This is a genomic window from Photobacterium sp. 53610 (genome assembly GCF_036409375.1).
In the GTDB taxonomy this organism is placed as follows: Bacteria; Pseudomonadota; Gammaproteobacteria; order Enterobacterales; family Vibrionaceae; genus Photobacterium.
The window spans coordinates 53,781-78,357 of sequence record NZ_JAXOFS010000007.1; the positions used below are offsets into that span (position 1 = coordinate 53,781).

At 48.2% G+C, this 24,577-nt stretch carries 24 protein-coding genes; 12 read left to right on the forward strand and 12 right to left on the reverse strand.

Annotated elements, in window-relative coordinates; all coding sequences use genetic code 11:
- Positions 1-20 precede the first annotated feature (20 nt).
- Genes SPK40_RS16620 through SPK40_RS16630 form a run of 3 tightly spaced genes read right to left on the reverse strand, consistent with a single transcriptional unit; the run spans position 21 to position 4,291 of the window.
- Positions 21-1,223, reverse strand: a complete 1,203-nt coding sequence (locus SPK40_RS16620) for an efflux RND transporter periplasmic adaptor subunit (RefSeq protein WP_330961232.1) — start codon at positions 1,221-1,223, stop codon at positions 21-23.
- 3 nt (positions 1,224-1,226) lie between these two features.
- The gene (locus SPK40_RS16625; RefSeq protein ID WP_330961233.1) at positions 1,227-3,587 is read right to left on the reverse strand and encodes an ABC transporter permease; all 2,361 of its coding nucleotides are present in this window, start codon (positions 3,585-3,587) and stop codon (positions 1,227-1,229) included.
- A 5-nt stretch (positions 3,588-3,592) separates the two neighbouring features.
- Positions 3,593-4,291: an ABC transporter ATP-binding protein gene (locus tag SPK40_RS16630; protein ID WP_330961234.1), complete on the reverse strand. Its 699-nt coding sequence runs from the start codon at positions 4,289-4,291 to the stop codon at positions 3,593-3,595.
- 407 nt (positions 4,292-4,698) lie between these two features.
- On the opposite strand from SPK40_RS16630, the gene SPK40_RS16635 reads away from it, so the two are divergent.
- Both SPK40_RS16635 and SPK40_RS16640 read left to right on the forward strand, forming a co-directional pair.
- Positions 4,699-5,130 (forward strand): hypothetical protein, encoded by a 432-nt coding sequence (locus SPK40_RS16635; RefSeq protein WP_330961235.1) that lies wholly within the window; start codon positions 4,699-4,701, stop codon positions 5,128-5,130.
- 276 nt (positions 5,131-5,406) lie between these two features.
- Positions 5,407-6,072, forward strand: a complete 666-nt coding sequence (locus tag SPK40_RS16640; RefSeq protein WP_330961236.1) for a hypothetical protein — start codon at positions 5,407-5,409, stop codon at positions 6,070-6,072.
- A gap of 37 nt (positions 6,073-6,109) precedes the next feature.
- Here SPK40_RS16640 and SPK40_RS16645 read toward each other — a convergent pair whose 3' ends face one another.
- Positions 6,110-7,309: a type III PLP-dependent enzyme gene (locus tag SPK40_RS16645; protein WP_330961326.1), complete on the reverse strand. Its 1,200-nt coding sequence runs from the start codon at positions 7,307-7,309 to the stop codon at positions 6,110-6,112.
- A gap of 490 nt (positions 7,310-7,799) precedes the next feature.
- Here SPK40_RS16645 and SPK40_RS16650 point away from each other — a divergent pair, with 490 nt between their 5' ends.
- The 5 genes from SPK40_RS16650 (at position 7,800) to SPK40_RS16670 (ending at position 10,188) form a co-directional block, all read left to right on the forward strand.
- The gene (locus SPK40_RS16650; RefSeq protein ID WP_330961237.1) at positions 7,800-8,210 is read left to right on the forward strand and encodes a GFA family protein; all 411 of its coding nucleotides are present in this window, start codon (positions 7,800-7,802) and stop codon (positions 8,208-8,210) included.
- Positions 8,161-8,739, forward strand: a complete 579-nt coding sequence (locus SPK40_RS16655) for an SgcJ/EcaC family oxidoreductase (RefSeq protein WP_330961238.1) — start codon at positions 8,161-8,163, stop codon at positions 8,737-8,739. Before SPK40_RS16650 ends, SPK40_RS16655 begins: the two co-directional genes overlap by 50 nt.
- An 18-nt stretch (positions 8,740-8,757) precedes the next feature.
- A complete protein-coding gene (locus tag SPK40_RS16660; protein WP_330961239.1) occupies positions 8,758-9,234 on the forward strand; it encodes a GNAT family N-acetyltransferase in 477 nt (158 codons plus the stop codon).
- Between the two features lie 53 nt (positions 9,235-9,287).
- Positions 9,288-9,749: a GNAT family N-acetyltransferase gene (locus SPK40_RS16665; RefSeq protein ID WP_330961240.1), complete on the forward strand. Its 462-nt coding sequence runs from the start codon at positions 9,288-9,290 to the stop codon at positions 9,747-9,749.
- 76 nt (positions 9,750-9,825) lie between these two features.
- Entirely contained in the window at positions 9,826-10,188 is a 363-nt protein-coding gene (locus tag SPK40_RS16670) for a MerR family transcriptional regulator (RefSeq protein ID WP_330961241.1), read from the forward strand.
- Between the two features lie 19 nt (positions 10,189-10,207).
- Here SPK40_RS16670 and SPK40_RS16675 read toward each other — a convergent pair whose 3' ends face one another.
- Positions 10,208-13,078, reverse strand: a complete 2,871-nt coding sequence (locus tag SPK40_RS16675) for a helix-turn-helix domain-containing protein (RefSeq protein ID WP_330961242.1) — start codon at positions 13,076-13,078, stop codon at positions 10,208-10,210.
- A gap of 407 nt (positions 13,079-13,485) precedes the next feature.
- Here SPK40_RS16675 and SPK40_RS16680 point away from each other — a divergent pair, with 407 nt between their 5' ends.
- Positions 13,486-14,181 carry a hypothetical protein gene (locus SPK40_RS16680; protein ID WP_330961243.1) on the forward strand — a complete coding sequence of 232 codons (696 nt, stop codon included), beginning with the start codon at positions 13,486-13,488 and terminating at the stop codon, positions 14,179-14,181.
- Positions 14,182-14,279: 98 nt separating this feature from the next.
- Positions 14,280-14,975 carry a hypothetical protein gene (locus SPK40_RS16685; RefSeq protein ID WP_330961244.1) on the forward strand — a complete coding sequence of 232 codons (696 nt, stop codon included), beginning with the start codon at positions 14,280-14,282 and terminating at the stop codon, positions 14,973-14,975.
- 104 nt (positions 14,976-15,079) lie between these two features.
- Here SPK40_RS16685 and SPK40_RS16690 read toward each other — a convergent pair whose 3' ends face one another.
- Positions 15,080-15,805, reverse strand: a complete 726-nt coding sequence (locus tag SPK40_RS16690; RefSeq protein ID WP_330961245.1) for an aspartate/glutamate racemase family protein — start codon at positions 15,803-15,805, stop codon at positions 15,080-15,082.
- Between the two features lies 1 nt (position 15,806).
- Positions 15,807-16,991 (reverse strand): DUF917 domain-containing protein, encoded by a 1,185-nt coding sequence (locus tag SPK40_RS16695; protein ID WP_330961246.1) that lies wholly within the window; start codon positions 16,989-16,991, stop codon positions 15,807-15,809.
- A gap of 314 nt (positions 16,992-17,305) precedes the next feature.
- Between SPK40_RS16695 and SPK40_RS16700 the strand changes: the two genes are divergently transcribed.
- Positions 17,306-17,629: a putative quinol monooxygenase gene (locus tag SPK40_RS16700; protein WP_330961247.1), complete on the forward strand. Its 324-nt coding sequence runs from the start codon at positions 17,306-17,308 to the stop codon at positions 17,627-17,629.
- Positions 17,630-17,762: 133 nt separating this feature from the next.
- Here SPK40_RS16700 and SPK40_RS16705 read toward each other — a convergent pair whose 3' ends face one another.
- The gene (locus SPK40_RS16705; RefSeq protein WP_330961248.1) at positions 17,763-18,191 is read right to left on the reverse strand and encodes an N-acetyltransferase; all 429 of its coding nucleotides are present in this window, start codon (positions 18,189-18,191) and stop codon (positions 17,763-17,765) included.
- Between the two features lie 14 nt (positions 18,192-18,205).
- A complete protein-coding gene (locus tag SPK40_RS16710) occupies positions 18,206-18,775 on the reverse strand; it encodes an adenylate kinase (protein WP_330961249.1) in 570 nt (189 codons plus the stop codon).
- A gap of 437 nt (positions 18,776-19,212) precedes the next feature.
- On the opposite strand from SPK40_RS16710, the gene SPK40_RS16715 reads away from it, so the two are divergent.
- Both SPK40_RS16715 and SPK40_RS16720 read left to right on the forward strand, forming a co-directional pair.
- A complete protein-coding gene (locus tag SPK40_RS16715) occupies positions 19,213-21,162 on the forward strand; it encodes a thiamine pyrophosphate-binding protein (RefSeq protein WP_330961250.1) in 1,950 nt (649 codons plus the stop codon).
- Positions 21,163-21,194: 32 nt separating this feature from the next.
- Positions 21,195-22,820 carry a flavin monoamine oxidase family protein gene (locus SPK40_RS16720; protein WP_330961251.1) on the forward strand — a complete coding sequence of 542 codons (1,626 nt, stop codon included), beginning with the start codon at positions 21,195-21,197 and terminating at the stop codon, positions 22,818-22,820.
- Positions 22,821-22,909: 89 nt separating this feature from the next.
- On the opposite strand, the gene SPK40_RS16725 is transcribed toward SPK40_RS16720, so the two are convergent.
- The 3 genes from SPK40_RS16725 to def all read right to left on the reverse strand — a co-directional run bounded on the left by SPK40_RS16725 (position 22,910) and on the right by def (position 24,521).
- The gene (locus SPK40_RS16725; RefSeq protein ID WP_330961252.1) at positions 22,910-23,410 is read right to left on the reverse strand and encodes a GNAT family N-acetyltransferase; all 501 of its coding nucleotides are present in this window, start codon (positions 23,408-23,410) and stop codon (positions 22,910-22,912) included.
- A gap of 127 nt (positions 23,411-23,537) precedes the next feature.
- Positions 23,538-23,951, reverse strand: coding sequence for a hypothetical protein (locus tag SPK40_RS16730; protein ID WP_330961253.1), 414 nt, complete (start codon positions 23,949-23,951; stop codon positions 23,538-23,540).
- Positions 23,952-24,008: 57 nt separating this feature from the next.
- Entirely contained in the window at positions 24,009-24,521 is a 513-nt protein-coding gene (gene def / locus SPK40_RS16735; RefSeq protein WP_330961254.1) for a peptide deformylase, read from the reverse strand.
- Between the last annotated feature and the right edge of the window lie 56 nt (positions 24,522-24,577).

Consider the following 24,577-nt stretch of genomic DNA (forward strand, 5'->3'; position numbering starts at 1 on the left):
CCGTTGGTGCCCACGCGGGTTCATGGCGTCTGTATCACCGTGCGTATCATCACACCGTCCTGAACCCGGTCACTGGGATAGGCGATCACTTGATCGCCGACAGAGAGCCCTGCCAGCACTTCGGCATACTGACCTGTAAGATGGCCGATCTGAATGGCCTGCAAACGCGCGCGGCCATCATCATCTCTGAATACGGCCCAGTCACGGCCATGACGGAAAATCGCAGCAATGGGAACACGCAGCACGTGATCGCCATGCCAGACTGCAATGCGCACATCCACCTGAAAACCGTGGCCAAGCGCCGCCCATTTGTCCTTTGGATCAGAAAAATCGATAAGCACGTTCACGCGCTGCTCCTCGATGCCAAGCGAAGAAACTTTGGTGGTGCCTGCCGGTTCTATCCGGCGAACAGTGCCATTTAAGACGCCTGCGCCACCCCAGTTATCGATATCTACGTGATCACCGGGCTGAATCCGCACGGCATCGCGCGATAACAGGTCAGCAGCGATTTCGAGATTGTCCGGATCGCCGGTTTCCATCAAAGGTGTCCCCGCCGCCACGACGGCTTCACTCTCCTGAAAAATCCGCAAAATTTTTCCATCGGCCGGTGCGATGATCTCGACTTGAGACTGCCGGACTGCTGCTGCCTCACCAGGTTGCAGCAGTGCAGCCTTCGCCTGCTGAAATTCAGCTTCTTTTTGCAACAGAACCGACTCTGCCGTCGTCAGTCCCGCTTCCGCCGCACGTAAAACCTGCCGGGCCTGATCCTGCCTGTCGATCGACACCGCATCCTTCTGCGCAAGCTTCCCGGCCCGCTTAAAATCAATCCGGGCATATTCAAGACGGGCTAAGGCGCTTTTCACCTGTGCCCTGGCTGCATCCCTTGACTCTTCCGCCGCATGCATGGCCGATGCACGTTCAAGTTGCGTCCGGGCATCCAGCAACGGTGATACTGCAGGCTGCAAAACCGCCAATACAGCACCGGTGGTCACGTCATCACCGGCATCTTTTTCAATCCGCAACAAACGGCCGGATACCGGCGCGGTCAGGGTATAGACCTCTTTCACGCGGGTGATGGCATCATCATCGACGGTTTCTGTCATCGGCCCTTCCGTCACCATCACGACTTCAACGTCGATCGCTCGGGGCCAGAACGCGAAGGTCAGACCAGCAACCAGCAGCAAGATAAACAGTAAAGTCCAGCGGTATTTCCTGAACGGCATAGGCTATTCCCTTTCCTTGAGCACGCTGAGCAGGTCAAGCTCTCCGAGACGATAGAGCGCCAGCAGGCCGCTGAAAATGGCGGCAATCAAAATCACAAGCACGGCATAGCCATAAGTTGATGGTTCGATCGCAAACGGAATACGGTAAAGATCGGACGCAAAAAAAGTCACTATCAGCCGGACCAGTCCGTATCCGAGAATGCATCCCAAAGGCAGTGCCAGAAGAGTCAGCAACGCGACTTCGCCGCCCAGAATCCATGCGACTTCTCGTTGATGAAAACCAAGCACACGCAGCAGGGAAAACTCCCGGGAGCGTTCAATCAGGGTCAGGCGCGCATTGTTATACACGACCCCAAACGCCAGCACCGATGCAAACAGCACATAAAATGTCACGATGGTGAACAGGTTCTGCTGGATCAACCTGCGAAACAGTGCCTCTGACACATCCAGCGCCGTAACACCGGCCACAAAAGGCATCTCTCTGATTTTCCTGTAAATAGATTCTAGTTTAGAGGCATCGACCGTGACGATCGCCGTATTCGCCACCGGTCCGTCACGAAGATAACGATTGAGTGTCGTCCGGCTGGTGTATGCGGACAACCCGACGTATTCCTTGCTGACGCCGGTGACGGGAACCCGGAATTCCGGCATCCGGCCTTCCAGTATTTCAATGCGCATCAAGTCGCCCTGCCGGATATTCAGGTACCGGGCCAGCCATTCATTCAGCACAACGCCTTGTGCAGGCAAAAAGATTTTTCGACCGTCAATGTCCAGTGGCTGACTCAGTTCAGCGTCCGGATCCAGCCCCTGAATGGCCGTCCGTTTCGAAAGATGCCCGGCCACCAGACGGGCAGAGACATTGCGCTGTAACTCAACCTTCAGCACACCATCCAGATGGCGGATATCTGCTGCGGCGCTGTCTGGCCTGATTTCCGTAAAACTGATCGTCAAGTCCTGACGGTTATTGCGATGGAAAAACGATTCAAGCATGACATCAATCGAGTCGAAAAAATTCAGCGTCGACAGGAGCAAAGCGATCGACAGTGTCACCCCAAGCACAGTTAACCCCGAACGGAACGGCCAGCGCACAAGATGCCGCACCACCATTCGGCCGGATGGTGTGATCCCGCGAAACAGCCCTATTTTTTCGCCGAGCCCGGTCTGATACAGCGGCGGGGGCGGCGGTGCCATCGCAACAGCCGGTGGCAGCCGGACCGCCTTGCGAATCGCAGCCAGGGCGCCCAGACCAGCCGCGGCCAGACTGATTGTGGCCGCCCCGAGAAAAACACCGGGGGTGATATGGTAACGCAGCACGGGAAACTTAAAATAGGCGATGTACAATTCCGCCATGCCGTGCCCCATCCACAGCCCTGAGGGCCAACCAATCAGAATCCCGACACAGGCTATAACCAGCGCCGTTTGCAAATAGTGAAATCCGATCGCGTTATCACTGTAACCGATGGCTTTCAGAAGACCGAGCTGTCCGCGCTCCGTTTCCACCAGTCGGCCGATGGCAATGTTCAGCAGAAAAACCGCGGTCCCCAAAAAAATCGGAGGCATAATGCGGGTCATGGATTTCAGTTCCTTCAGCTCACTGCTGATAAAGGAATCAGATCGCTGATCTTCCCGGGTGAAGGCGCCGGTCCCCCCGTAGCGCCTGAGGATCCGGTCAAGCCCGGCAACCACTTCGTCCGGATTGGCGGCGGGGCTGAGTTTCAGCGCAACTTCATTAAATGCACCTTTCAGATTCCCTGCTGACGCCAGCGCGTCCCGGTTCATCCAGAAAATCCCAAAACGTTTGTTATCCGGAATCAAATCACCGGGACCGAGCGCATAGACAAACTCAGGGGATAAGGCGATACCCGCGACCTTAAAATGATGCTGTTTTCCGTAAATTGTCGCATGGATCAGATCACCCGGATGCAAATCGTGGGCCTGAGCAAAGGCTTCATGCACCAGCACCTGTTCCGTTGAATCAGCCTCGGGCCAGTGACCAGACCGCAGCACCAGCTGATTGAGTGGGTTCACCCCTTCCGGCAGGGAAATAAACAGACCCCGGACAGGTTCAATGACCCCCGGCATGTCCAGCAACGCATATTCCCGGATGCTGGTGCTTGCGTTGACCACGCCGGAAATTTGTCCGATTTCGGCCAGCGTACTGTCCGGAGCACGCTTGAGGCTGGCGAAGACATCCGCAAAACGGTATTGCTCGTAATACAGGTTTCGGGTCAGCTCAAGGGAGCGGTAAGTCCCGGAGGAAAGCACGATCATGGCAACAGCAGCGGCAATGACCAGGGCAATCGCCAGCACCTGACCCCGGATTTGCCAGAGATTGCGGATCAGTTTTTTCTCCAACGCACGCATAGCGATTACCACATCAGCGCCGAAGCGGGCTGCCGTTTTTCATTCCGTTCTTCTTTGACGATCCTGCCGTCGGCAAAATGCAGCACCCGGTCGCCAATCGCCGCTATCGATGCATTATGCGTGATGATGATCGTTGTGGCGCCCAGCGTTTCATTGACTCCGACAAGCGCGTCCAGCACCTTAATCCCTGTTGTACTGTCGAGCGCACCGGTAGGCTCATCGCACAAAAGCACCTTCGGTTTTTTCACCAGCGCCCGGGCCACGGCAACACGCTGCTGCTCACCGCCAGAAAGCTGTGAAGGAAAATGGTCAGCACGCGCTTTCAGACCCACCATATCCAATGCTTCGTCCACGGGCATCGGATCACGCACAATATCTGAAACCAGTGCAACATTCTCCCGGGCATTGAGGCTGGGGATCAGGTTGTAGAACTGAAAAACGAAACCGGCATAATGACGTCGGTACTGGGTGAGGTATCGTTCATCCTGTCCGGACAGTTCATTGCCTTCGAAAATGATCTGTCCGCCCGTCGGAGTATCCAGCCCGCCAATCAAATTCAGGAAAGTTGATTTCCCGCTTCCCGAAGGACCGAGCAAAACAACCATTTCTCCTTTCCGGATCTCAAGGTCTACGCCCCGCAGCGCCCTGACCTCGATCTCTCCGGTGAAATAGGTTTTTGTCAGGCCTCTGATTTGATAAGCCATATGTTGATCCGATGCATGCATCATATCCCGCCATCACTTTCACCAGAATTGGAATCCATAAGCTCTGAACCGCATCTTGCATCAATCCCCAAAGCGCAAGTTCCGCCTTGTTTCAAGCGCAAATAAACAACGGATAAAACAATCATGAAAGGTCAAAAAAACGCAATCATTGATGGCTTTAAGCATAGGCAATCACACAGCGTTCAGGACAGTTCTGAATGGAATGAGTCATTTATCTTTCAACGCATCTCATCGCATTCCTTCTCCGCCCAGTCTCGCGCTTTGAACACGGCTTCACTCAAACTCCGGCCATACTTCTTTCCATGATGATGCCCTGTCAGACAGTCCCCCCTGCTGGCCGACAGGGCATGCATCATACTCATCCCCTCAAGTCATAGGAAAAACGCATGAAGACTCAATTTGTTGTTCTGACGCCCGTCAAACTGATCCTGGGCCTTTTTCTGCTCATGACCACGATGACTGCGGCGGCTGATGATATCCGCACAGAACGCGTACAGTTCCAGAAAGGTGCAACCAGTGCAGTCGTCGAAGACTCGATTCAAGGCTATGAAGTCGTCGACTATGTCCTCAATGCCCGAGAAGGACAAACCATGAATGTCAGCATGGCCACCAAAAACACCGCAACCTATTTCAACATTATGGCTCCGGGAGAAAATGAGGCCGCGATGTTTAACGGCTCGGTGAACGGAAATCAGTTTGAAGGACAGCTGCCTGCCAGCGGCGACTACAAAGTGCGGGTCTACATGATGCGCTCCGCAGCGCGCAGAAATGAAGTTGCGGATTACCGCCTGGAAATGATCATCAACAGCGGAAAATAGTTCGGGGAAATTTACTTTCGGACGGCATCCGCATTGCGCAGATCAGCATCGCAGACACTAACATTGCAAAAATTGACCATCGCAAAAATAGACGCCTGCCTTCAAACAGCCAATGGAATATCTCCCTGCCCTGTTTCCATTGGCTGTCCCTGAATATCATCAAGACGCCCGACAGACAAAGTAAAATCCCCATTCCTTGTTCAGTTTCAATATGTTGCTCGGGGTCAGAGCCTCTGATAAACTCCGCACCTCTTCTGCCGCCGACATATACACTGAATGTTTCGCACCTTCCTGATTGCCTCACTGATTCTTTTTCCGTTCACAAGCTCAGCCATAGAACTGGCGGTCGGCCTTCAAAGTACACTCAGTCATCTTGAAATCGAGGATCTCTCAAACGGAGATCAAGAAGTGGCGGTGATGACCAGTGGCTTCCAGCTTTTTCCGACAGCTTCACTGATCTCTGATCCGTATTACTTTTCTGAGAACTCAAACATTGGGGTTCAGTTTCAGGTCGACTGGTCATTTTTTAAAGCCGATCGACAGGAAATCAATGACGGGACAGAGACCGTCGATCTCGGCACCTCGATCAAGGCTTATGCCCTCACGGCCGTTCCTGTGGTGTTTTACCAGTTCAACCGACATGCCGCCAAAGACTGGAATGTCAAAATCGGGGCGGGGCTGGGCGTGGGATATCTGGATTTAACCGGGAAATATATGATCACAAATTCAGTGACAGAATCCGGTGAAATCCGAAAGGTGAACAAGAACGGGCTGGGGATGGCAATCAATGTTTACCTGGAAGGCAACGTCGGTAACCACATGTTGATGCTGTATAACTTCAGCCCGGTCCTGAGTGATAAAACGGATGACTTTCAGGAGCACAATGTCGTGCTGGCCTATAAGTACCGGTTCAGTCTTGATGATCTCTGGTCCGCCGAATAAACAAAAAAGCGCTCAAGGTTGAGCGCTTTTTCAGTCTTCAGCCGGTCATGCGTTCACTGTTTTCAGCAAACTCATTCAGCACCACAGTTTGTGCCCGTTTGAAGAAGTTAAAATCAGTCGCGGTCGCACTGGTGTAGGCGCCCATCATCCGGCCGATTACCAGGTCACCATTCTCCAGCTTGGGCAGCATGATATTTTCTGCAATCACATCAATACTGTCGCAGGTAGGCCCGGATAATACGCTCGGGACACACTCGCCCCCCTGATTCAGGGTGACCAGCGGATACTTGGCATCATCGAACATCAAACCACTGAATGAACCGTAAATCCCGTCATCCAGGTAGTACCACATCTGACCTTCGCGTTCCGCCTGCCCCATGACGGAAGCCACACTGGTGACGGCCTGCGCCACGATAAAGCGTCCGGGTTCAGCCAGCACCTGCACGGTTTCCGGCAGTTCACTGAGCGCTTCGTTGATCGGCACGCAGAACTGGTCAATCGGCATCACTTGCTGCGTGTAGCTGACCGGGAAACCGCCACCGATATCCAGTGTGCTCAGTGCCGGCAGTCCACGTTCAACCACCTGCTCCATCACCGCTTTACAGGTCCGGATCGCATTCACGTATTTCTGCGGGTTCATGGTTTGCGAACCCACATGGAATGACAGACCTTTGATACGAATGTTCCACGCCTGTGCCGTTTCGATAATGGTCAGTGCCTGCTCAGGCGAGCAGCCAAACTTTTTCGATAAATCGGCGAAAGCCTCTGAATTCCGGAAACTCAGACGTACCAGCAGCTCAACGTCATGCTGATAAGGCTTGAATTTCTCCAGCTCATTCAGGTTATCGACCACAAATACATTGCAACCGTAGGCCAGCGCGTCACGGATGTCTGAATCACGTTTGATCGGGTGCGTATGAATAGTGCGTTCAGCAGGAACACATTCCTGCGCCACCAGCTCAACTTCACCTGTGGTTGCCAGATCGAAGCTTGCGCCTTCATCCAGCAGCGTTCTGACCACAGCCGGCAGCGGCAGCGGTTTGAGCGCAAAATGAAGGGTTACATTCGGTAAAGCCTGCTTCAGCACACGGTACTGCTGGCGAACCACATCGCAGTCCAGCATCAGGAGCGGGGCACCGAATTGCGCCACAGAAGATTCAATTAAATGAACTTCTTCCGCAGACAGGGTTTGATTGGTGAACGATTGAAAATCTAATACCGAATGGGCGTGAGCCATCATCAGCCTCCAACATGTATGAGCACTTTTCATTGCAGTGTGATGAAAAGTGGAGCGTCAAAAAAAGCGCAGATGCGCAGTCAAAGTCACTCTTGGATAGTTGCTCTATCGCCTTGCCACATGTCAGCTGTGATGTACTCGGATTGGCTATCATCAAGAAGCGGCGCGATATTAAGGTCATCATGTAACCAGTGCAATAAAAAAGTACGGCCGTGAGCACAAAAATTTTTTGTGGTCAGGATAGAGTCTGTTTATGGTTTCCGCGCGCAAGACAAATGCTTTTTATATCCTTGATTTACATGCATATAAGCGACCCAATGAACCACCCCAAAAGGTCTGTCATCCGACATTGAAGGGGTTTATTATCGTCAGAGACAATTGATGTATTCGCCTGAACCTGCAAAGTCCTCAGCTAGTGTGTGTAAAACAGCAACGCTTCTGACTGCATATTCCAATCCGGGCGCCAACCTCAGGATAAATGGGAAATATCATGATGAGTCAGCAATATCAGGGATCGTGTTTATGTGGCGGCGTTCAGTTTGCCGTCGAAGGTTTTCACAAGCAGGCAGCGAATTGCCATTGTTCGATGTGCCGTAAATTCCATGGTGCAGCATTCGGGACCCTCGTGGGCGTTCAGGGGCTGACTTGGCTGTCCGGGCAACGCCTGCTGAATGAATTTACAGCGCCAAATGGCACAATCCGGACTTTTTGTATGGTATGTGGTTCGAGCATAGGGTTTCGCGTCAAAGGCGCTCCCTTTGAAGCCATTGAGTTAGCCATCGCAACATTTGATGGCGACATTCCGGTTCAGATTGATGCTCAGATTTATACCCGTTACAAAGCAAACTGGTGTGCCCTACAACCAGATATTCCAAGTTTTAATGAAGGGCGGACAGGATAGCGAACGACCAAACATATGGGTTCACCTGGCGCGAAACAACGCCATCATGTTGAACGAACCTCCAAAAGTAACGGGACACAACGTAATGACCAATGTAAGTCAACCAGAAGATATGCCTGAGGCATTCCAAACCGCTTGGAATGTTCACGATATGCAGGCATTTGGCAGTCTGTTTACTGAAGATGCTACATTCGTGAATCGCTTTGGTCACTATGTTCGGGGGATCAATGAAATCCTCGCACTTCATACGCCTATTCACGAAACAATCTATCAGGACTCAATGTTGAGCAATCAGCTGATCGATATCGACCACATCAGTGACGATGTCGCCATCATTCATTTTTGGAGTCGTCTGTCAGCAGGCGAAGCGCACCCGGCAGGACCTCATGAACTGGATACCCTGATCCTCGCCGTTCTGAAAAAATGCCATGCTGGATGGCGCATTCGTGCTCTCGAGAATGTCACGCTCACAAACCCGCGAACAGGTGAAACCATATTACGTGATACGCCCAGTGAAAACCGCCATTGAACACCCAGGAAAAGATGGATGATACGACAAGCACAAGAAAAGGATTTTGAAGCCTTAGTCCGGCTTTTTATCATCGAAAACAAACATCATGCATCCCTGACACCGGACGTTGTCCGGGAAACGGATGATGTGTTCACCGTTCAGGAGCTGAAAGACATTTTGTCTGATGACAACCAGTCCTTACTCGTCGCTGAAATCGACGGGACAGTATCCGGCGTTTTACTCGGGCATGTGGTTCATGTTTCGTCCAAGCGTTGGGTGCAATCCAGATGTTATGCCTACGTCGAAGAAATCGTTGTTGCCCCCTCGGCAAGACGTAAAGGCCTGGCAAGGGCGCTTTTGGACACCTTTGAAAACTGGTCGCAAGATAAAGGCGCAACATGTGTCGAGCTTCATGTCTGGTCCGGCAATGCTGAAGCGATCAGCTTTTACACCAGAACAGGATTCCGAAATAAACAGCACTTACTCACCAAAGTACTCTGTGAGGATGCATGAGTATCCACAGCAATTCGCTCAAAGCAGAAACTGCAACTCATTCCTGAGGTAAAATGAATATTTCACTGTTAGCCGATGTCCCTGAAGCAGCCCCAACCATTGCTGGCTGGTACCTGAATGAATGGTTGCACCTGCATCCTTCTGCAACCAAAAGTACAATCACGGAAAAACTCCTGCAAGGGACGAACCGGACAACAGTCCCGCTCGCTTTCGTGGCACATTTCAATGGAGAACTCGCCGGGGCCGGTGAACTGAAATTTCGCGAGCTGCCCGATTATCCGGCTTACCAGTATTGGCTGGATGGCATTTATGTTGTGCCTCAATACCGAGGAAAAGGCATTTCAACACAACTCATTGAGTTTGCCGTAGAAAAAGCAAAAGAACTCGGAATTCCTCACCTCTGTCTTCGTTGTGAATCTCACAATGTCAAACTATACGAATTGAGGCATTTTAAAGTGATTGACCGGGAAGGCAGTAAGTTCATCATGGCGCGCGTACTGGATGGATCACAATAATTACAGCGCAAAAATGACCACTTGTGATTCATCCCGTCAGATGAGCGAAGAATAACAGGATCAACCAGGAGCCTTTGTGTTCATTTCAGAAGTTGCACAGAAAACCAATCTTTCAATTCACACCCTGAGATACTACGAGAAAGAAGGACTGCTCAGAATTATTCACCGCAATCCTGCCGGACAACGAATCTATCACGCCTCAGATCTTGAATGGCTGGCCTGGATTCAGCGATTAAAATCAACCGGTATGCCGCTTGCAGACATTAAAGTCTTTGCGGCTCTTCGCCAGCAAGGGGATTGCTCTTTGAAAGATCGACAAGATTTACTGGCAAAGCACGCGGTCTCACTCAAGCGGGAAATTGAACGACTAAATCAGGAATTGGCCATTGTCGAATATAAAGTTGACGCTTATGAGGAAAAACTGCTTGCCCTAGAGTGAACACCAGGATCGCATTCACCTATTCCAATTGATTGAGAAACAAATGTGCGCCTTGTTCGACCGCGATTTCTCGGGCCAGTTTTATGTAATCAGCCCGATCTTCTTTCATATAAGCCAGCAGCGCATACATGGGGGATAAATAACAGGCCTCATTCTTTTGAAGGGCAATTTCAATCCCGTATTCTAAAATACGCTGCGCTTCGTCAATACGACCAACGTCACAATAGATTTCAGCCTTCATCAGTGAATAAAGGGAGTGTGCAATTTGATCGCCACTCGAAGCCAGCCAATGGTTATATCCCTCCTCAACAAGCGTCAGCGAACTTTCTTCATTCAATGTTGTAGTGAAAAATAATGCCCATCCCTTAAATAGGGACGCGATACCCCGATAAAATGGAAAATTATTGGAATCGGCGATCGTCAGCAATTGATCCGAGAGTGAAATGACCTTCAGCAAATCTTTCTGATGATAAGCAGACCACATCTCCCCCTGCAAAACAATGGCATAGCTAAAAGGCTCATTCAAAAAACTTATTTCATGTTGGCGGCTTTGAAAAAATCGGACATCGTCATCACGACAAGCGAGTGTGGCAGACAAACCACCAAAACAACCAGCTAAAGCCAATGGGTTAATACCTATCGATAAATAGACATCCTGATTTTCAATCGTTTGAAAATACTTGAAAGACGCTTTTGCATTGCGAATTGCATCTTGATGTTTTGCGAGCCAAAACTGAGTATTCGCCAAACAACTATGCGCAAGCGATTTGCAACTGTCGTCATTAGACTGCTCAGCAAGAGAAAGCATTTCATTTGCAGTATTTTCAGACAGTTCAAAGTCCATCGCCATCAGTTGCCTCACCCATAAACCGCTTAAAGAAATACAATGCCGAAATGCGCAACGCAGCTGTTTCGCAAGCGCGATACATTGTTGATAAGCAACAACTGTACTGTGACTTACCCAGCCGTTTGTGACCCGCGCGATTGTTGCCTGAGTCAGGTAAATCTCAAACAATAAATCAAGCCACAGCTCAGGGTCTGAGAGGCGCTGGTGGCTTTCAAGTGCGGTGTGAAGGTATTGTTTGGCCGAGTGATAATCACCCGATTCAATACATTGTCTTCCTAAACTCAGCAACGCTTGAGATGCCTTTTGCCAAACCTCAGCCTTCGTATAGTAATCAATGAGCTGTCGTTGTGTTTCTTGAGAGGCTGCTGACGCACCAGACGCCAGATAATTGGCCATGGAAAGGTAAATCGTCCGCTTCTCTTGATGGCTCATTTTCTGTTGGATGACATCCTTTAAAAAAGGATGATTCACGCGAATCATGCTCTCTGACGACAACCTGATCAGCTTCATTTCGAGCAATGTTTCGATCACACCGGGATGAGGCGACGCAACCGTATTGAAATCCGCAAGCGTCAGGTTGTCATTCATCAAAACAATGAACGACATTACTCGGTTCAATTCAGACGGAAGCGCATCAATTTTGCTCTCAAGATACAGAACAACTTCAGTCGGAATTTTGTTTTGAGCATGTGACATCAGAAGCTGATAGAAATAGGATGGATTCCCTTCAGCCCTATCTAAGTTCGAGGCCATCGCCTCCGGTGTGACATCAAAGGCGCCAACAGGTAATTGCGCCATTTCCCCACGTGTGAGTGGCATCAGAGTCATGTTGATCGCCGGAATTCGAACTGTACTGAACGCTTCAATACGATGATTTGCAACGCGGGTCGGTAAGAAAGCTGCGCCGATCAGCAAAGTCTGACTCTCAGACTTTGTTATGATTCGGAGCAGTGTCGCTAGCGTGGTCTCATCAATTAAGTGGAAATTATCGACTGACAAAAAAACAGAGCCAATCTGTCCCAGGCTTCTCGCCAACCGCTCTATCCGTTTGTTGAAAGCGTCTTCATTCTCATGCTGATCAGTCATCCCCCCTTCACTGTCTGATAACAATTCATGTAATGCAGTCAACAGTAGTTCATTGGGTGCAGATGCGAGATGAAAATCCAGTCTGACCGTTCGCCAGCCTTGCGTTTCAACCATATCTGCGAAAACGTTCAGCATATGACTTTTCCCTATCCCCTGAACGCCCTGAATCGCCAAAAGGCAGTTTTCACGTTGACGTTTTACCCTATCAATCGCATAACGAAACAGCTCAATTTCATGACTTCTGCCTTGTGTTTCTCTGAAAGAAGCACAATTTCTTTTCACCAGCGTTTTGTACCCAGCCAATAAGGCTTGGTCACCGTATACAAAACATTGATCGCTGGCTTCGACCAATGAATCAGAGACCAGTATTGTTGCCTCTTCAAGTTGTAAAGCGAGTTCTGACATCTCATGAATGGACGCTTCATCAAGACGCCAAGGGTCATCAAACTGTTGAGACAGAATTTGCGTTGAAATGATTGCTCTGAAATATGGTGTCACTCGATGAGAAAGATTGAATAGGACTTGTTGGAGCGCTAAATACAACTTTTTTTCATCATGAACACACGGCAAGACAACGACCAAGGTGTTACCGAAACGTTCAGCAATCAAAGGCGATAAATAGGAAATGCGATCCAATATTTCATTCAATATCATTTTTGAACCGGCCCTCACCCACAAAGTCAGAGCGACCTTTTGAAGGCAAGGTATTTTTTCTGCCTCAGCATCCAATGATGTTGTATTGAGCAATTCTTCGATGGAGATCGAAAAAAACTTTGCTAAACGTGCAACTGTTCTTTTACTCAATGAACTTCCAAGCTCAGCACGTTTTATTGTGGCAATTGAGACACTGCACCCTTTCTTTTGACTACATGCATGCTCCAGCCCTTCCTGAGATAAAGCATGTTTTTCCCTTAATTCCTTTAGCTTCTTGCCATCAATCAAGACAGTCTCTGCCATTTTCTTTCCCTAGCATCATCACCATATGATGAATCATCATAGTTAACAGCATGATATTTTCAAGTTTAAATATCTCATAACTTTATGATTTTAATTATGAAATAAAATCTTTGATACCAAATGATACTTGCTGCTCTACACATGATGCTGGTTTGATACGAGACATACAGAGAAAAAATCATATCATTAATTTGTTTTTGAGCTGTATTAAGGACTGACGATGATGAAGAAATAACATCCAAACAAATTGGTCTATGTCTTCAATCATCGAAATCAGAATTTATTCAGAAACAAAATAAATCCATCTAATTTATAAAATTATATGGATTATTCTGAATCAGAAATTCAGAAGAAGCATTATATAAAAACATAGTTAAACTTAAAACAAACTTACAAGGAATATTAAAATGACGACATTAACTAATGAGTTGGTTGACTGGAATGGAAAACCACTTACCATTACCAATAAAATGAATTCTTATAACCTGAAAAATACTATCAATGGTGACACCGTCCTCGTGATGCAAAATGTCAGTAATAGTTCAGGTAATGTTGTGTTGAAAATTACTTCAGGTGGGAGCATTATTAAAGAGTTCACACTATCCCCTAACACAGATGGATTACCAACTCTGCTTGTGCATGACTATCAAGGTCAAAACATCAACCTCGAAGTGACTTCTGAGTCGGAAGAAACATTAGCTGTAAAGGTCGCAGCAGTCGGGCCTGGAATGTATGAACAGGGTAAACTACCTCGGGATTCTCAAGAACATGAAATTACACCAATTTTTGAGAAAACATGCACCTGTGAAGCACCTTTCACACGTGAAGGTTCAATGCCAGCAAGTCCTGCGGTCTTGAGTTTTGGTCAACGCAGCCAAAATGTTGCTTGTTTTGTACAATTTACTGGAGCTAAAGCGACTTGCTACGGTGTTAACCTCGCACATGGTAGTAACCTGCCTGAACCCTATGAACCCATCGGAGACAATGGTTCTTCAACCGGTAACTACATAAAAGTTTCGAAAAACTTTTATGGTTCTAATGTAACTGTTGCTAATGTTTCTCCAAATGTCAGTGGCATCTCGTTTGTGAAAATAAAAAGTTAAATTGTTATTTGAACGGTACTTCTCTCTATGAAGTACCGTTTAAACCATACTCATATTGGTGCTATATGAATTAACCTTCGTCCAGAACAGGAGGTAAGATGGCTAAAAGACTCTTTTGGGTCATAGCTTTATTTTTATCAAGTTGTTCACTTTTAAATATTAAACAAGAAAGTCCTCGTGCAAGTATTGTTGAGATCAGCCAAGGAAAAAGAATAGAATTCAACCGAACCCCGGATGGGGATTTGATTCTTTTTGCAAAAAACAAAAGTCCTTTTGCAACAAAAGGTGAACTCACAGTATTACTTGGGAGCAACATCATAAGAAAGTGGGAGATACCTGCTTTAGTTGGCATGAATAGTTTATACAGAATAAATCCAAAGGGTGAAAATATAACAATTGTCAATACAAGTATTTATAAAGACACCCCTATTGATTTTAATATATTTTCTCCCGGTTTCAATGAGTCCGTCCCTTTACACGCCAATGGAATCTCACAACCGCTTGAGTTAATGAAAGTATACAAAGTTTTTACGCATCCAAGAAGAATGCAACTTAAAATTAACTCTCCTGGTGACTTTGCTGTGATTTTAATTTATCAAGGTGGCACACCAACCATATACCTATTAAATGCAGAAAAAAATGTTAATTATCCAGAAATTAAAAATATTGACATTTTTTCAGAAGGTGGAAATAACATAACCCTTGAGAAAATCTTTCATAGTGAGTACTTGTCGGTTATAAATCTTTCACCTAAACAAACTAAAGATGTATCGATATCACTGACACTATTATAGGTTATCGTTTTTCATATGATTTATTTATCTCCTATAAAAAAGCAAGAGGTATAACTAAACCTCTTGCTCAATGATAATTATTAATTGAATATTCAATTAACTTGTTATTGATTGGGATAACTCAAACCACTTTGAGATAAACCATTCTCCACCAGCATGATTAAATACCCCATGGCACAACAGTTCGGATCCATCACGGGCACATTCTGTTTGTACTTCGCCGTCAGCAATTCACTTAAAGGTGCAGAGAAATTGGTAAAGCCGGTACAACCAAACATAATGCTGTCTGCACCATCCTGCTCAATGGCCTTGCAGGCCAGCTCGAATAACTCCGCGAGTATTTTTGCTTCCGCATCTGAAGACGGCGCTTTCAGTTCGTTGACGCTTTTATTCAGAGGTAAGATCGATGCAAGATTCTCGGTGACGCCAAAAGCGCGCACATGTTCGTTCTGAAGATCAACCACATCACGAACCGTCAGAATCGAAACCTTCTGACTCAGCAACATTGCAGTAAAAAAGCTGGGTCTGAATCCGCCAATAACTGGTATTTTGACCGCTTGTCTTGCGGCTTCAACCCCACACATATCCATATCAGTCACAAATACACCATCGTATCCGTCTTGTTCTGCCTGAATTACTTTGTCTAAGACATACGGGGCATTGATCGTCAGATCAATCCGGGATTGAATAAATGGGGTACCCTGATCAATATGCTCTAAATCAATGGTCACCTGATCACTTCTGAACCGATTCACACTCTTCGAGATTTGTTCAGTAAACTCTGTTGTATTGACCGGAATAATAATTTTCAGCTTCATCTTCATCGACATTTCAACCTCTCATCTTATTTTTAATTGGCGGATGATAGTTACCAAAATAACCAAATTTTTTAAATATCTCTGAAAAATGCTCGTGGAACCAAGGCTGATTAATTTGAGGGGCAGCATCAACGGTAAATATTGCCATCTCTTTGAGTCGGGGATCTTCTCGGTCTTTTTTCCATGTTTCGATGATTTCGTCATTGCTCATTAGTGAAGCATCACTGGACAGGCAGCAAATCAAATCAGGTGCCATTGCAACGGGCGTACTTAAATCATTTGCCCACAAAATCATATTTTCATTTTGTGAAATGACGTAATATTTTTCCCCGGTGTGATCTGCCTGATATTCTTGTGCGACCCAGTCAAAACCATTACCGGTCACTGTGATGACGTTACTCAGCCGCCCTTTCATCACACAATGTGCACCTTCCAGTGTTTCTATCGCATCAAAGCAGGAAAGCTGATCTTGAATACACTCTCTGATATGCCGACCGAGTGCTTTGGCTTTCATTAACATACCCGGAACAACGGCATTGGTTTGCTTCAATTGACGCCCTGTCATTGCAAATGATGCAAGGGATGCACGATCATCAAAACTTTTCGATTTGCTGATAATCCCTCTCGTCATTGCATCAACATCAGCACTCGATTCACAATCAATCACGATGACGCCGCCATCTTCTTTCAGAGACTTCTCCGATGTGAGTACGCCGGGTGAAACAGAGATCGGACTTTCTAATGCCAGATTTGCAAAGGTCGATAACTGTAAGCATGGAAAAGCGCGGCCACCACCGTCGCCATTAATCATCGGTATCTTTCTTTCTGCCGCCACCAGTAAACTCATGCCATAAGCAATGGGTCCGGTTTCAACGGGTGACAATGTTGAAAATGTCGTGTTTTTAACTTTCTCCAGGTCACGAAATGCCGTGACAGGAGAATATCGATATCCTTTCTGGAGAAATTTTTGCGGCGCTCCCATAGCAGCAAGCACCGGAAGCTGATCCGTATCCTGAACCTCATGAATATCAATATACTGTACTTGAACCTCAGATTTTGACGTGAAGAGCTTGTCTATTTCTTTGAGCAATTCTTCTCCGTTTTCCTGTGAGCCGCCACCACCACAAGCATAAAAATGAGCCCCTAAAATAACATCGGCCAAATCTGATCGATTCAGGGTTTTTACTTCCGATACCATAGATAACGTCCTTTGTTGGGATGAGTTGAAACAGTAAATGGATGTCGAGATCAATTCAGTATCAACCCGGTATCAGTTTAGTATCATCGGTTGTTCCAAATGTTTTGCACAAACAGTAAAGGTAAATGAAACTGTGATGTAAAAAGTGCTCACACCGCAAAAGGTTCATTGAAAAATAATCAAAAAAATTAAGAGGCTGAATCAGGAATTGGCCATTGTCGAATATAAAGTTGACGCTTATGAGGAAAAACTGCTTGCCCTAGAGTGAACTCTAGCAGTTAGCCTTGTTTCGCCATTCACAATCAGGAGTTTTTATGGTGTTCAGTCAAGGTTATTACATTACCGCAGAGTTGAAAGTGAAAGATCGAGCCAATATTCAGACTGCTTTTGAATCACTGCAACGCTTATGCGCACAAACGCTCCAAGAACCGGGATGCTCCATTTTTCAGCTCCACCGCTGCCTGCAGGATGACTCACGTTTTCTGCTCTGGGAACGCTTTGACAGCGAGGCGGATTACCATGCTCATTTTCAGCAACCCCATACTCTGGCGTACCTGAAGCTGGATCTGACCGAAGTTGTTCAGTATTTCGCCAGCAACGTCCCGAATGTCAAGACGACCTGCGGAGCACCCCAGTAACGCAATTCGGATACAGTCTCTCTGGTTCTCGCTAGATCTAGGGAATAGAGAATAGGGATTTCGCAGAAGCGGTTCGATCGCAGCAGTTCACCGCAACCTGGGTTGCTGCGTATCGCATCCTAGCCGTCGCACTTTATGATGCACAAAACGCCATCTGCCACTCAGCTTCACCGGTATGCTCATCGGTGCTTTCTGCAGTCACCTGAAACCCCTGAGATAAATAGAACTGATAGCTGGCCTGGTTGCGTTGATAAACATTCAGCGACAACATTTTGTGCTGCATTTTAGCGTGGTTCAGCAAAGCCTTCCCGATGCCCTGCCCCTGTGCCTCCGGCGTGACAAAGATCGCGGCAAGCTGGTTCTCATACAAAGCATAAAAGCCTTTCACTGCGCCATGGTCTTCATACACATGAACGTCTGAAACCGGTAAATACAGGCTGCGCATATTCTCAACCTGAGACTGCCAGAAATCGGACGCAATAAAATCGTGTGCTTTGAGTGATGCTGTCAGCCAGATTGACAAAACAGTGTCCATATCTGCTGCTGTAAACGTTCGGATCATGGTGTTGATTTTCCTCATTCATTCGATGTCGGTTCAGTGCCCAATGTTTTCATGTGCTTTTGCTGTTGGATCAGCTGATTTGCCTGTGCCGGACTGCGTAGCTGAACAAATTGAATATGTGCAAAATTGGGATCCGACATCATGCTCAGATAGCGCGCACGGTTTTTGCTGTAGGTTTTTATTGTCCACCAGATAATGGAATCCCGGCTCAGAAAGGTTTTCCGGAATGATTCCCGATTGCCCGTTCCCGGCCAAAGTTCCTGTTTGCTCAGGCAGCGGATCACCGCGCGTTGAACCGCCTGAAACAGCGTGCGGGTAAACGAATAATCTACCCAGATGACAGTATCCGCATGACGCCATTTGAGGGCTGCCGTTCGGTGATAATTCCCGTCCAGAATCCATTGCGGCTGGTCGAGCGCCTGTTCAATGGCCAACAAAAATGCTTCGTCCGTCGATTCTGCCCAGTTGGGTTTCCAGAACAAAGCATCCATTTCAATATGCGGATACCCCAGAACATGTGCCAGTTTCCGGCAAAAAGTCGATTTCCCGCTGCCACTGGTACCAATAACATTGATTCGATGCATTCCCCTCCCCCTCACTTGATATCATTTTAATTTCAGTTCATTTCCTGAATTCCGATATTTTTTCTAATCTGAAATTTTCTTTGTTCTGAATTCACTGACTTCAGGGAATTAAAAGTTGGTTGATCAGCTGCCGATAAAAAAGTATTTAAAAATCCGACGATTATAAAAAGATATCTTTTCAACACAATTCATTTCCCTCTGATATTTATCAGTAAAACAGACAGTTACAAAAAATGTGACCTTGTTCTCTGATATCAATCCCCAAAATGTCTGACTCAAATGCACCAATCAAAGATGCATTATTTCAACTTGTACCCAGCCTGAATGAAATTTGTATGCACTATTCCTCTGACCTAAGTTCGATAAGCCGGAAGAAAATTTAACATTTTATTTACCAATTGGGAGGTCGTTGTCCCCGATTTCAATAAGGAAAAATCATGTCTGACCTACCGCCACGCATCATGCGTGATTATTTATACGATGCATTAAACCAGCTCGGTATCCGTCAAATATTCGGTGTCCCCGGCACCAATGAAATTCCGATTATCGATGGTACGTCCTACCCGGAAAACAACGTGGAATACGTCGAATGTTTGCATGAGAACATTGCAATGGGGGCAGCCATGGGTGCGGCCCGCATGACCGGAGAACCCGGTGTGCTGGTGGTTCACATTACCCCCGGAATTGCCCACGGGATCGGCAACTTATTCAATGCCTACCGTTCTCATACTCCTTTGGTCATTCTCTGCTGTCAGCAGCAAAATGAACTGGTCACGCAAGAACCCTTACTGTCATCCAACATTGCTGAACTCGCGAAACAGTACTGCAAATGGTCGCATGAACTGCGTACACCCTATGAATTCCCCATGGTATTACAACGGGCCTTCAAGGAAGCCAAAGCACCGGCTTGCGGCCCGGTCTTTATTTCCATCCCCTGGGAATTCATGATGGTCAGCCCCTTGCCCAACCAGCCACAAAAGCTGCCGGGTATCACCCGTATTCCCACCAATTTCACGGGCGATACAGACGAAATTCAGCGTTTGGCACAGCGTTTTTCTGAAGCCAAAAATCCCATCATCATCGCAGGTGATGGCGTGGGTTATGATGATGCCGCACAACAGCTGGGTATTCTGGCGCAAACGGTCGGGGCGCCCGTCGCCCTGCAAACTTTCAGCAGCCTTGCCAACTTTCCGAACGATGATATCCACTGGCAAGGCGAGTTACCGGGAAACCAGGCGATGCTGCAGGCCGTGTTTCAGCAGCATGATGTTGCGTTTTTGGTCGGCTGGAGCAATCAGGCTCAGGTCACAGTCTTCAACTATGCCGATGGGCCGCTGATTCCGCCCTCAGTGGATATTCTCTATCTGTCGAATAACACCTGGGATATCGGGAAAAACTATTACGGCAGCCACGCCGTTCTGGGCGGCATCCGGGCCAGCCTGGAAAAACTCAATGACGTCATGGCTGGGCTCCCGGTGACGCCGGAGCAGCAACAGGCCAGAGATGCGCGCAACCAGCATTTACAGCAGCTCAGTCAGCAACGCCGTCAGGACTGGAATGCCTATTTGAAACAGGCGGAAGAGACCCCGGCCGCGTGTATTAATCCCGCGCTGATCCCGCACTATTTATCTCAGGCCATCACTGAGCAAGGGCTCGCCAACCAGTTTGTCTATGTTCATGAAGCCGTTTCCGACAGCCCCAGTTTTCAGTATCTGATGCCGCTGAACAAAGAGATGAGCCGGCCAATCAGTTATTACTGCGTCTCCGGCGGCTCGCTGGGTTGGTCGATGCCAGCCTCACTCGGCATCAAGATTCAGCCCACAGCGATTCAGGGTGTGACGCCAAAACTGGTGATCAATGCCGTCGGTGATGGGTCGTCGCTGTTTTACCCGCAGGTCTGGTGGAGTGCTGCCAAATATGATCTGGCGGTGCTTTACATCATCACCAACAACCGGGAATACCACACGCTGCAAAACGGACTGGAAGAAGTGATCGATTCCTACGACTGGGAACCGAAGAAAAAACCGGTTGAACCAGACCCGGCGGATCCGGCCAGCTATCACAATTACGAGGTGGATTATCTGTCGCTGCAACATCCGCAGCTGAATTTTCAGCAGATTGCCGATGCAATGGGCGCTGGCGTCCAAGGGAAGATTGTTGAGCAAACCAGCGACCTGAACACCGCGCTGAGAGAAGCCATTCAGTTTGTTCTGAATGAAAACAAACCTTATGTGCTGGATATCCGGACGGAGCGGGATCCGGCGGCCGTACAGCAAAGTACTCACCTGAAATCCTCGGCAAAACGATTACGCCGCCCGTCGTTAAATTATTTCCACAAGGACGTGTTGGATGAAATTAATCCCAATCATTTCAGCACACTGGCATAAACCATTTTCATCAAACTGCAAGGAAGAGTCCTATGAGTCAACATTATGATGTTGCGATTATCGGCGCCGGGGTATCCGGTGTTTACAGCGCCTGGCAATTAAAAAAGAACTTTCCCGGAAAAAGCATTGCCGTCTTTGAAGGTAGCGACCGGATTGGTGGACGCCTGTTATCCGTGAAGGCACCGGGCGTGGACAATATGGTCGCTGAACTCGGGGGGATGCGCATTCTGGATGCTGCACGGCAGCCCCTGATCCACGCATTACTAGATCAAATCAATCAGTTCAGTTCCCTGCCGGATCCGATTGAGTATTATCCGTTTCCGGTAGATACCCCGGTCAACTTTGCCTACCTGCGGGAAGTCAGGCTGCGTCTGAAAGACTATCAGGATAACCCGCACGCCTTGCCGTATAACTACAGCACAGATGCTTACGCGCAAACACCCGGCAGTGTCATGATCGCGGCGCTGGATAAAATCGTTCCCGGCATCACCGATCCGGATCTCACGGAAAGACAACGCCGGGAAATGGCGATGAAGGCCGAGTTTCAGGGCAAAATGCTGTATGAACAGGGATTCTGGAATGTGCTGCAACAGGTGATGAGCAGCGAAGATTACCTGTACTGCCAGGACGCAGGGGGTTACAACTCCACCATGTCCAACTGGAATGCCGCGGATGCGATTCCCTGGTTCCTGACAGATTTCGGGGATGATGTGAAATACTTCGGCTTCAAACAGGGATTCCAGCAAGTACCTGTCGCACTGGCAGAAGAGTTTCAGGCTATCGGCGGCGAACTGATGATGGGTCATAAGCTGACCACGTTCACGCAGGTCAATGGTGCTTTTGAGCTGCATTTCAATACAGAACTGGAAATCACGCCCCATGATGCGCTGCAGTGTACAGCGACGCACGTGGTGCTGGCGATGCCAAGACGCGCCATTGATTTGCTGGAGCCCAATTGTCCGCTGCTGCAACAACCGGTCGTCAAATCCCTGACCGGCAGCGTCACCCCAAGACCCCTGTTCAAGCTGTTTACCACTTACGCTTCTCCCTGGTGGGTCGAACAATCCGGCATTGAATCTGGCCGCAGTGTAACCAACATGCCCGTCCGCCAAACTTACTACTGGCCGACCGACGAGGGTCAACCCGCGCTGTCAGGACCGGCGATTCTGATGGCCAGTTATGACGACGGAGTCAACGTGGGCTTCTGGGACGGTTACCGTCAGAAACGCGGACTGGCCTGGAAACTACAGATGGAAGTTTTACCTTTACCCGAATACCGCGCCTTTACCGGCCTGATACAGCAGCAACGGGGAGCCGATGCCCAATGGCTGGCACACCAGGCACCTGAGTCTATGGTGAAGGAAGTCACGCGGCAAGTTGACCTGATCCACAATGTGTCTGCCGGGGAATCGGCTCAGACGCAGCCTCTGCAGGCAGCGTTCCGTGACTGGGGGGATGACCCGTACGGCGGCGGCTGGAACAGCTGGAATATCGGTGTACAAAGCGACGATGTCGCCAACCAGATTGTTCAGCCTTTGCCGCAGACGCATCTCTATATCTGTGGTGAAGCTTACTCACACAGTCAGGGATGGGTTGAAGGTGCCCTGCAGACCGCCCAGCTGATGCTGGCGAAGCTGGTGCCTCAGCTCAAGGCATAATCCGGTTTGGACAGCCTCTTTGAGAACAGGCTTTGCAGTGACCTGCAAGGCCTGTCTTTCAAAACAAGGCTATACCGAACGATGCCGGACTATGCCGGATGGCTTTCCTTCAGCACCGGCAGCAATCGCCTGAAAATCTCGGTCCCGCGTAAAGTATGATCACTGCCCACAAGCTGCCAGCCCCAACGGCGATAATGCCGCCGCGCCCTTTCATTTTTACGCCCCACAGTGAGGAGTGCCGCCTGACATCCGTCGGCCTGCAGCCGGGTTTCAATATAACGCTGGGCAGCATCGGCAACCCCTGAACCACGGTAATCCGGAATGATATACATGAGATGGACATATCCTGTGGCCGGTTCATCGGAAAAACTTTTGAATTCAAGCTGTCCGATAATACGGTGATCGTCCCAGATGTGGATGTAATACCAGCGTGGATCAACCAACCGGGAACGCATGCGCGCCTCATATCCGGCAATGAACGCCGAAAACCCATGATCCGCATGAAAGGTGCAGATATAAGCATCTCGCCGAAAAGCCATACAAAACGCAAAATGCGCATCAACATTGATGGGATGAAATTCAAGTGCCATTTGACCTCCGTGTCTCCATGACCTTGTCTGAGCAGTCCTGCTCATTCAACCGAAATGTGGTTCAGGATATCCGTTTATTGGGGGATAAACTGACAGCCCGAATTGAATTGGATCGAGCCCGAAAATCTTACTCTAAAAATACAGATAAGGAACGATGAGGATCAAAACTGTCTTTACTATTTTCAAGACAGGCAAAGGCTTCATGCCAGTCTTTTCGGTGAAAGGTAAAGTGCTGGTAGATCATGCAGTTGAAATAATGCATGGCATGCTTTTCTACATCTTCTTCCGATCGAATGGGCCATTTCTTTTCCGCGTAATTACCACATTCCTTTGAAACCGGCGTCAATTCCGATAAACAGTTTGCTTCTGAAATCTGAAAACATTTCAGATAGACCGGTTGATCACAAATAACCCTGGGGCCATTTTTCAAGAGTTTTTGAGAGAAAATATCATACAGGACTTTCTCCTCCGCCGGTGGTTGCTTTTGGGATGCGCACCCGGCAAGCCAGAGTGCGGCAATGAATACCATTCCTTTTTTCATTGATAGTCCATTATGATTTCTTTTCAGGCACTCACTGCCGCATCAGATGAAATCTGGTCAGGCTGTTTTTGCCATGGCTTTCACGGCTTTTTTCACTTTTTTCATCGCCATTTGTCGTTTCAGCGGTGACAAATAATCGATGAACAGATTCCCGCTCAGGTGATCAATTTCATGCTGCATGACGACCGCCAGAAAATCATCCCGCTCCAGGGTGATCGGATTTCCCTGACGATCCAGTGCTTTCACGACAACGGAGCTGTAACGCTCAACATCGGCATAATAATCCGGCACAGACAGGCACCCTTCCTGACCCATGACCTTTTCTTCGCCGCTGACAACTTCCGGGTTAATCAGCACCAGCGGTTCGTCCCGTGTTTCTGAAATATCAATCACCACCAGGGCTTCAGAACGACCCACTTGCGTAGCCGCCAGACCAACGCCGTTGCTGGTGGCATACAAGGTTTCGAGCAGGTCATCAATCAGGGTTTGCACTGAATCTATGTCGGTGACCGGAATGGCTTTCTCTTTTAAGCGCGGATCCGGTGCTGTCAGTATGTCTAAAATCGCCATAACGAAATTACTTTTCTCTGAGTTGCGGAAAAGATGAAGTACAGCACAGATACTTC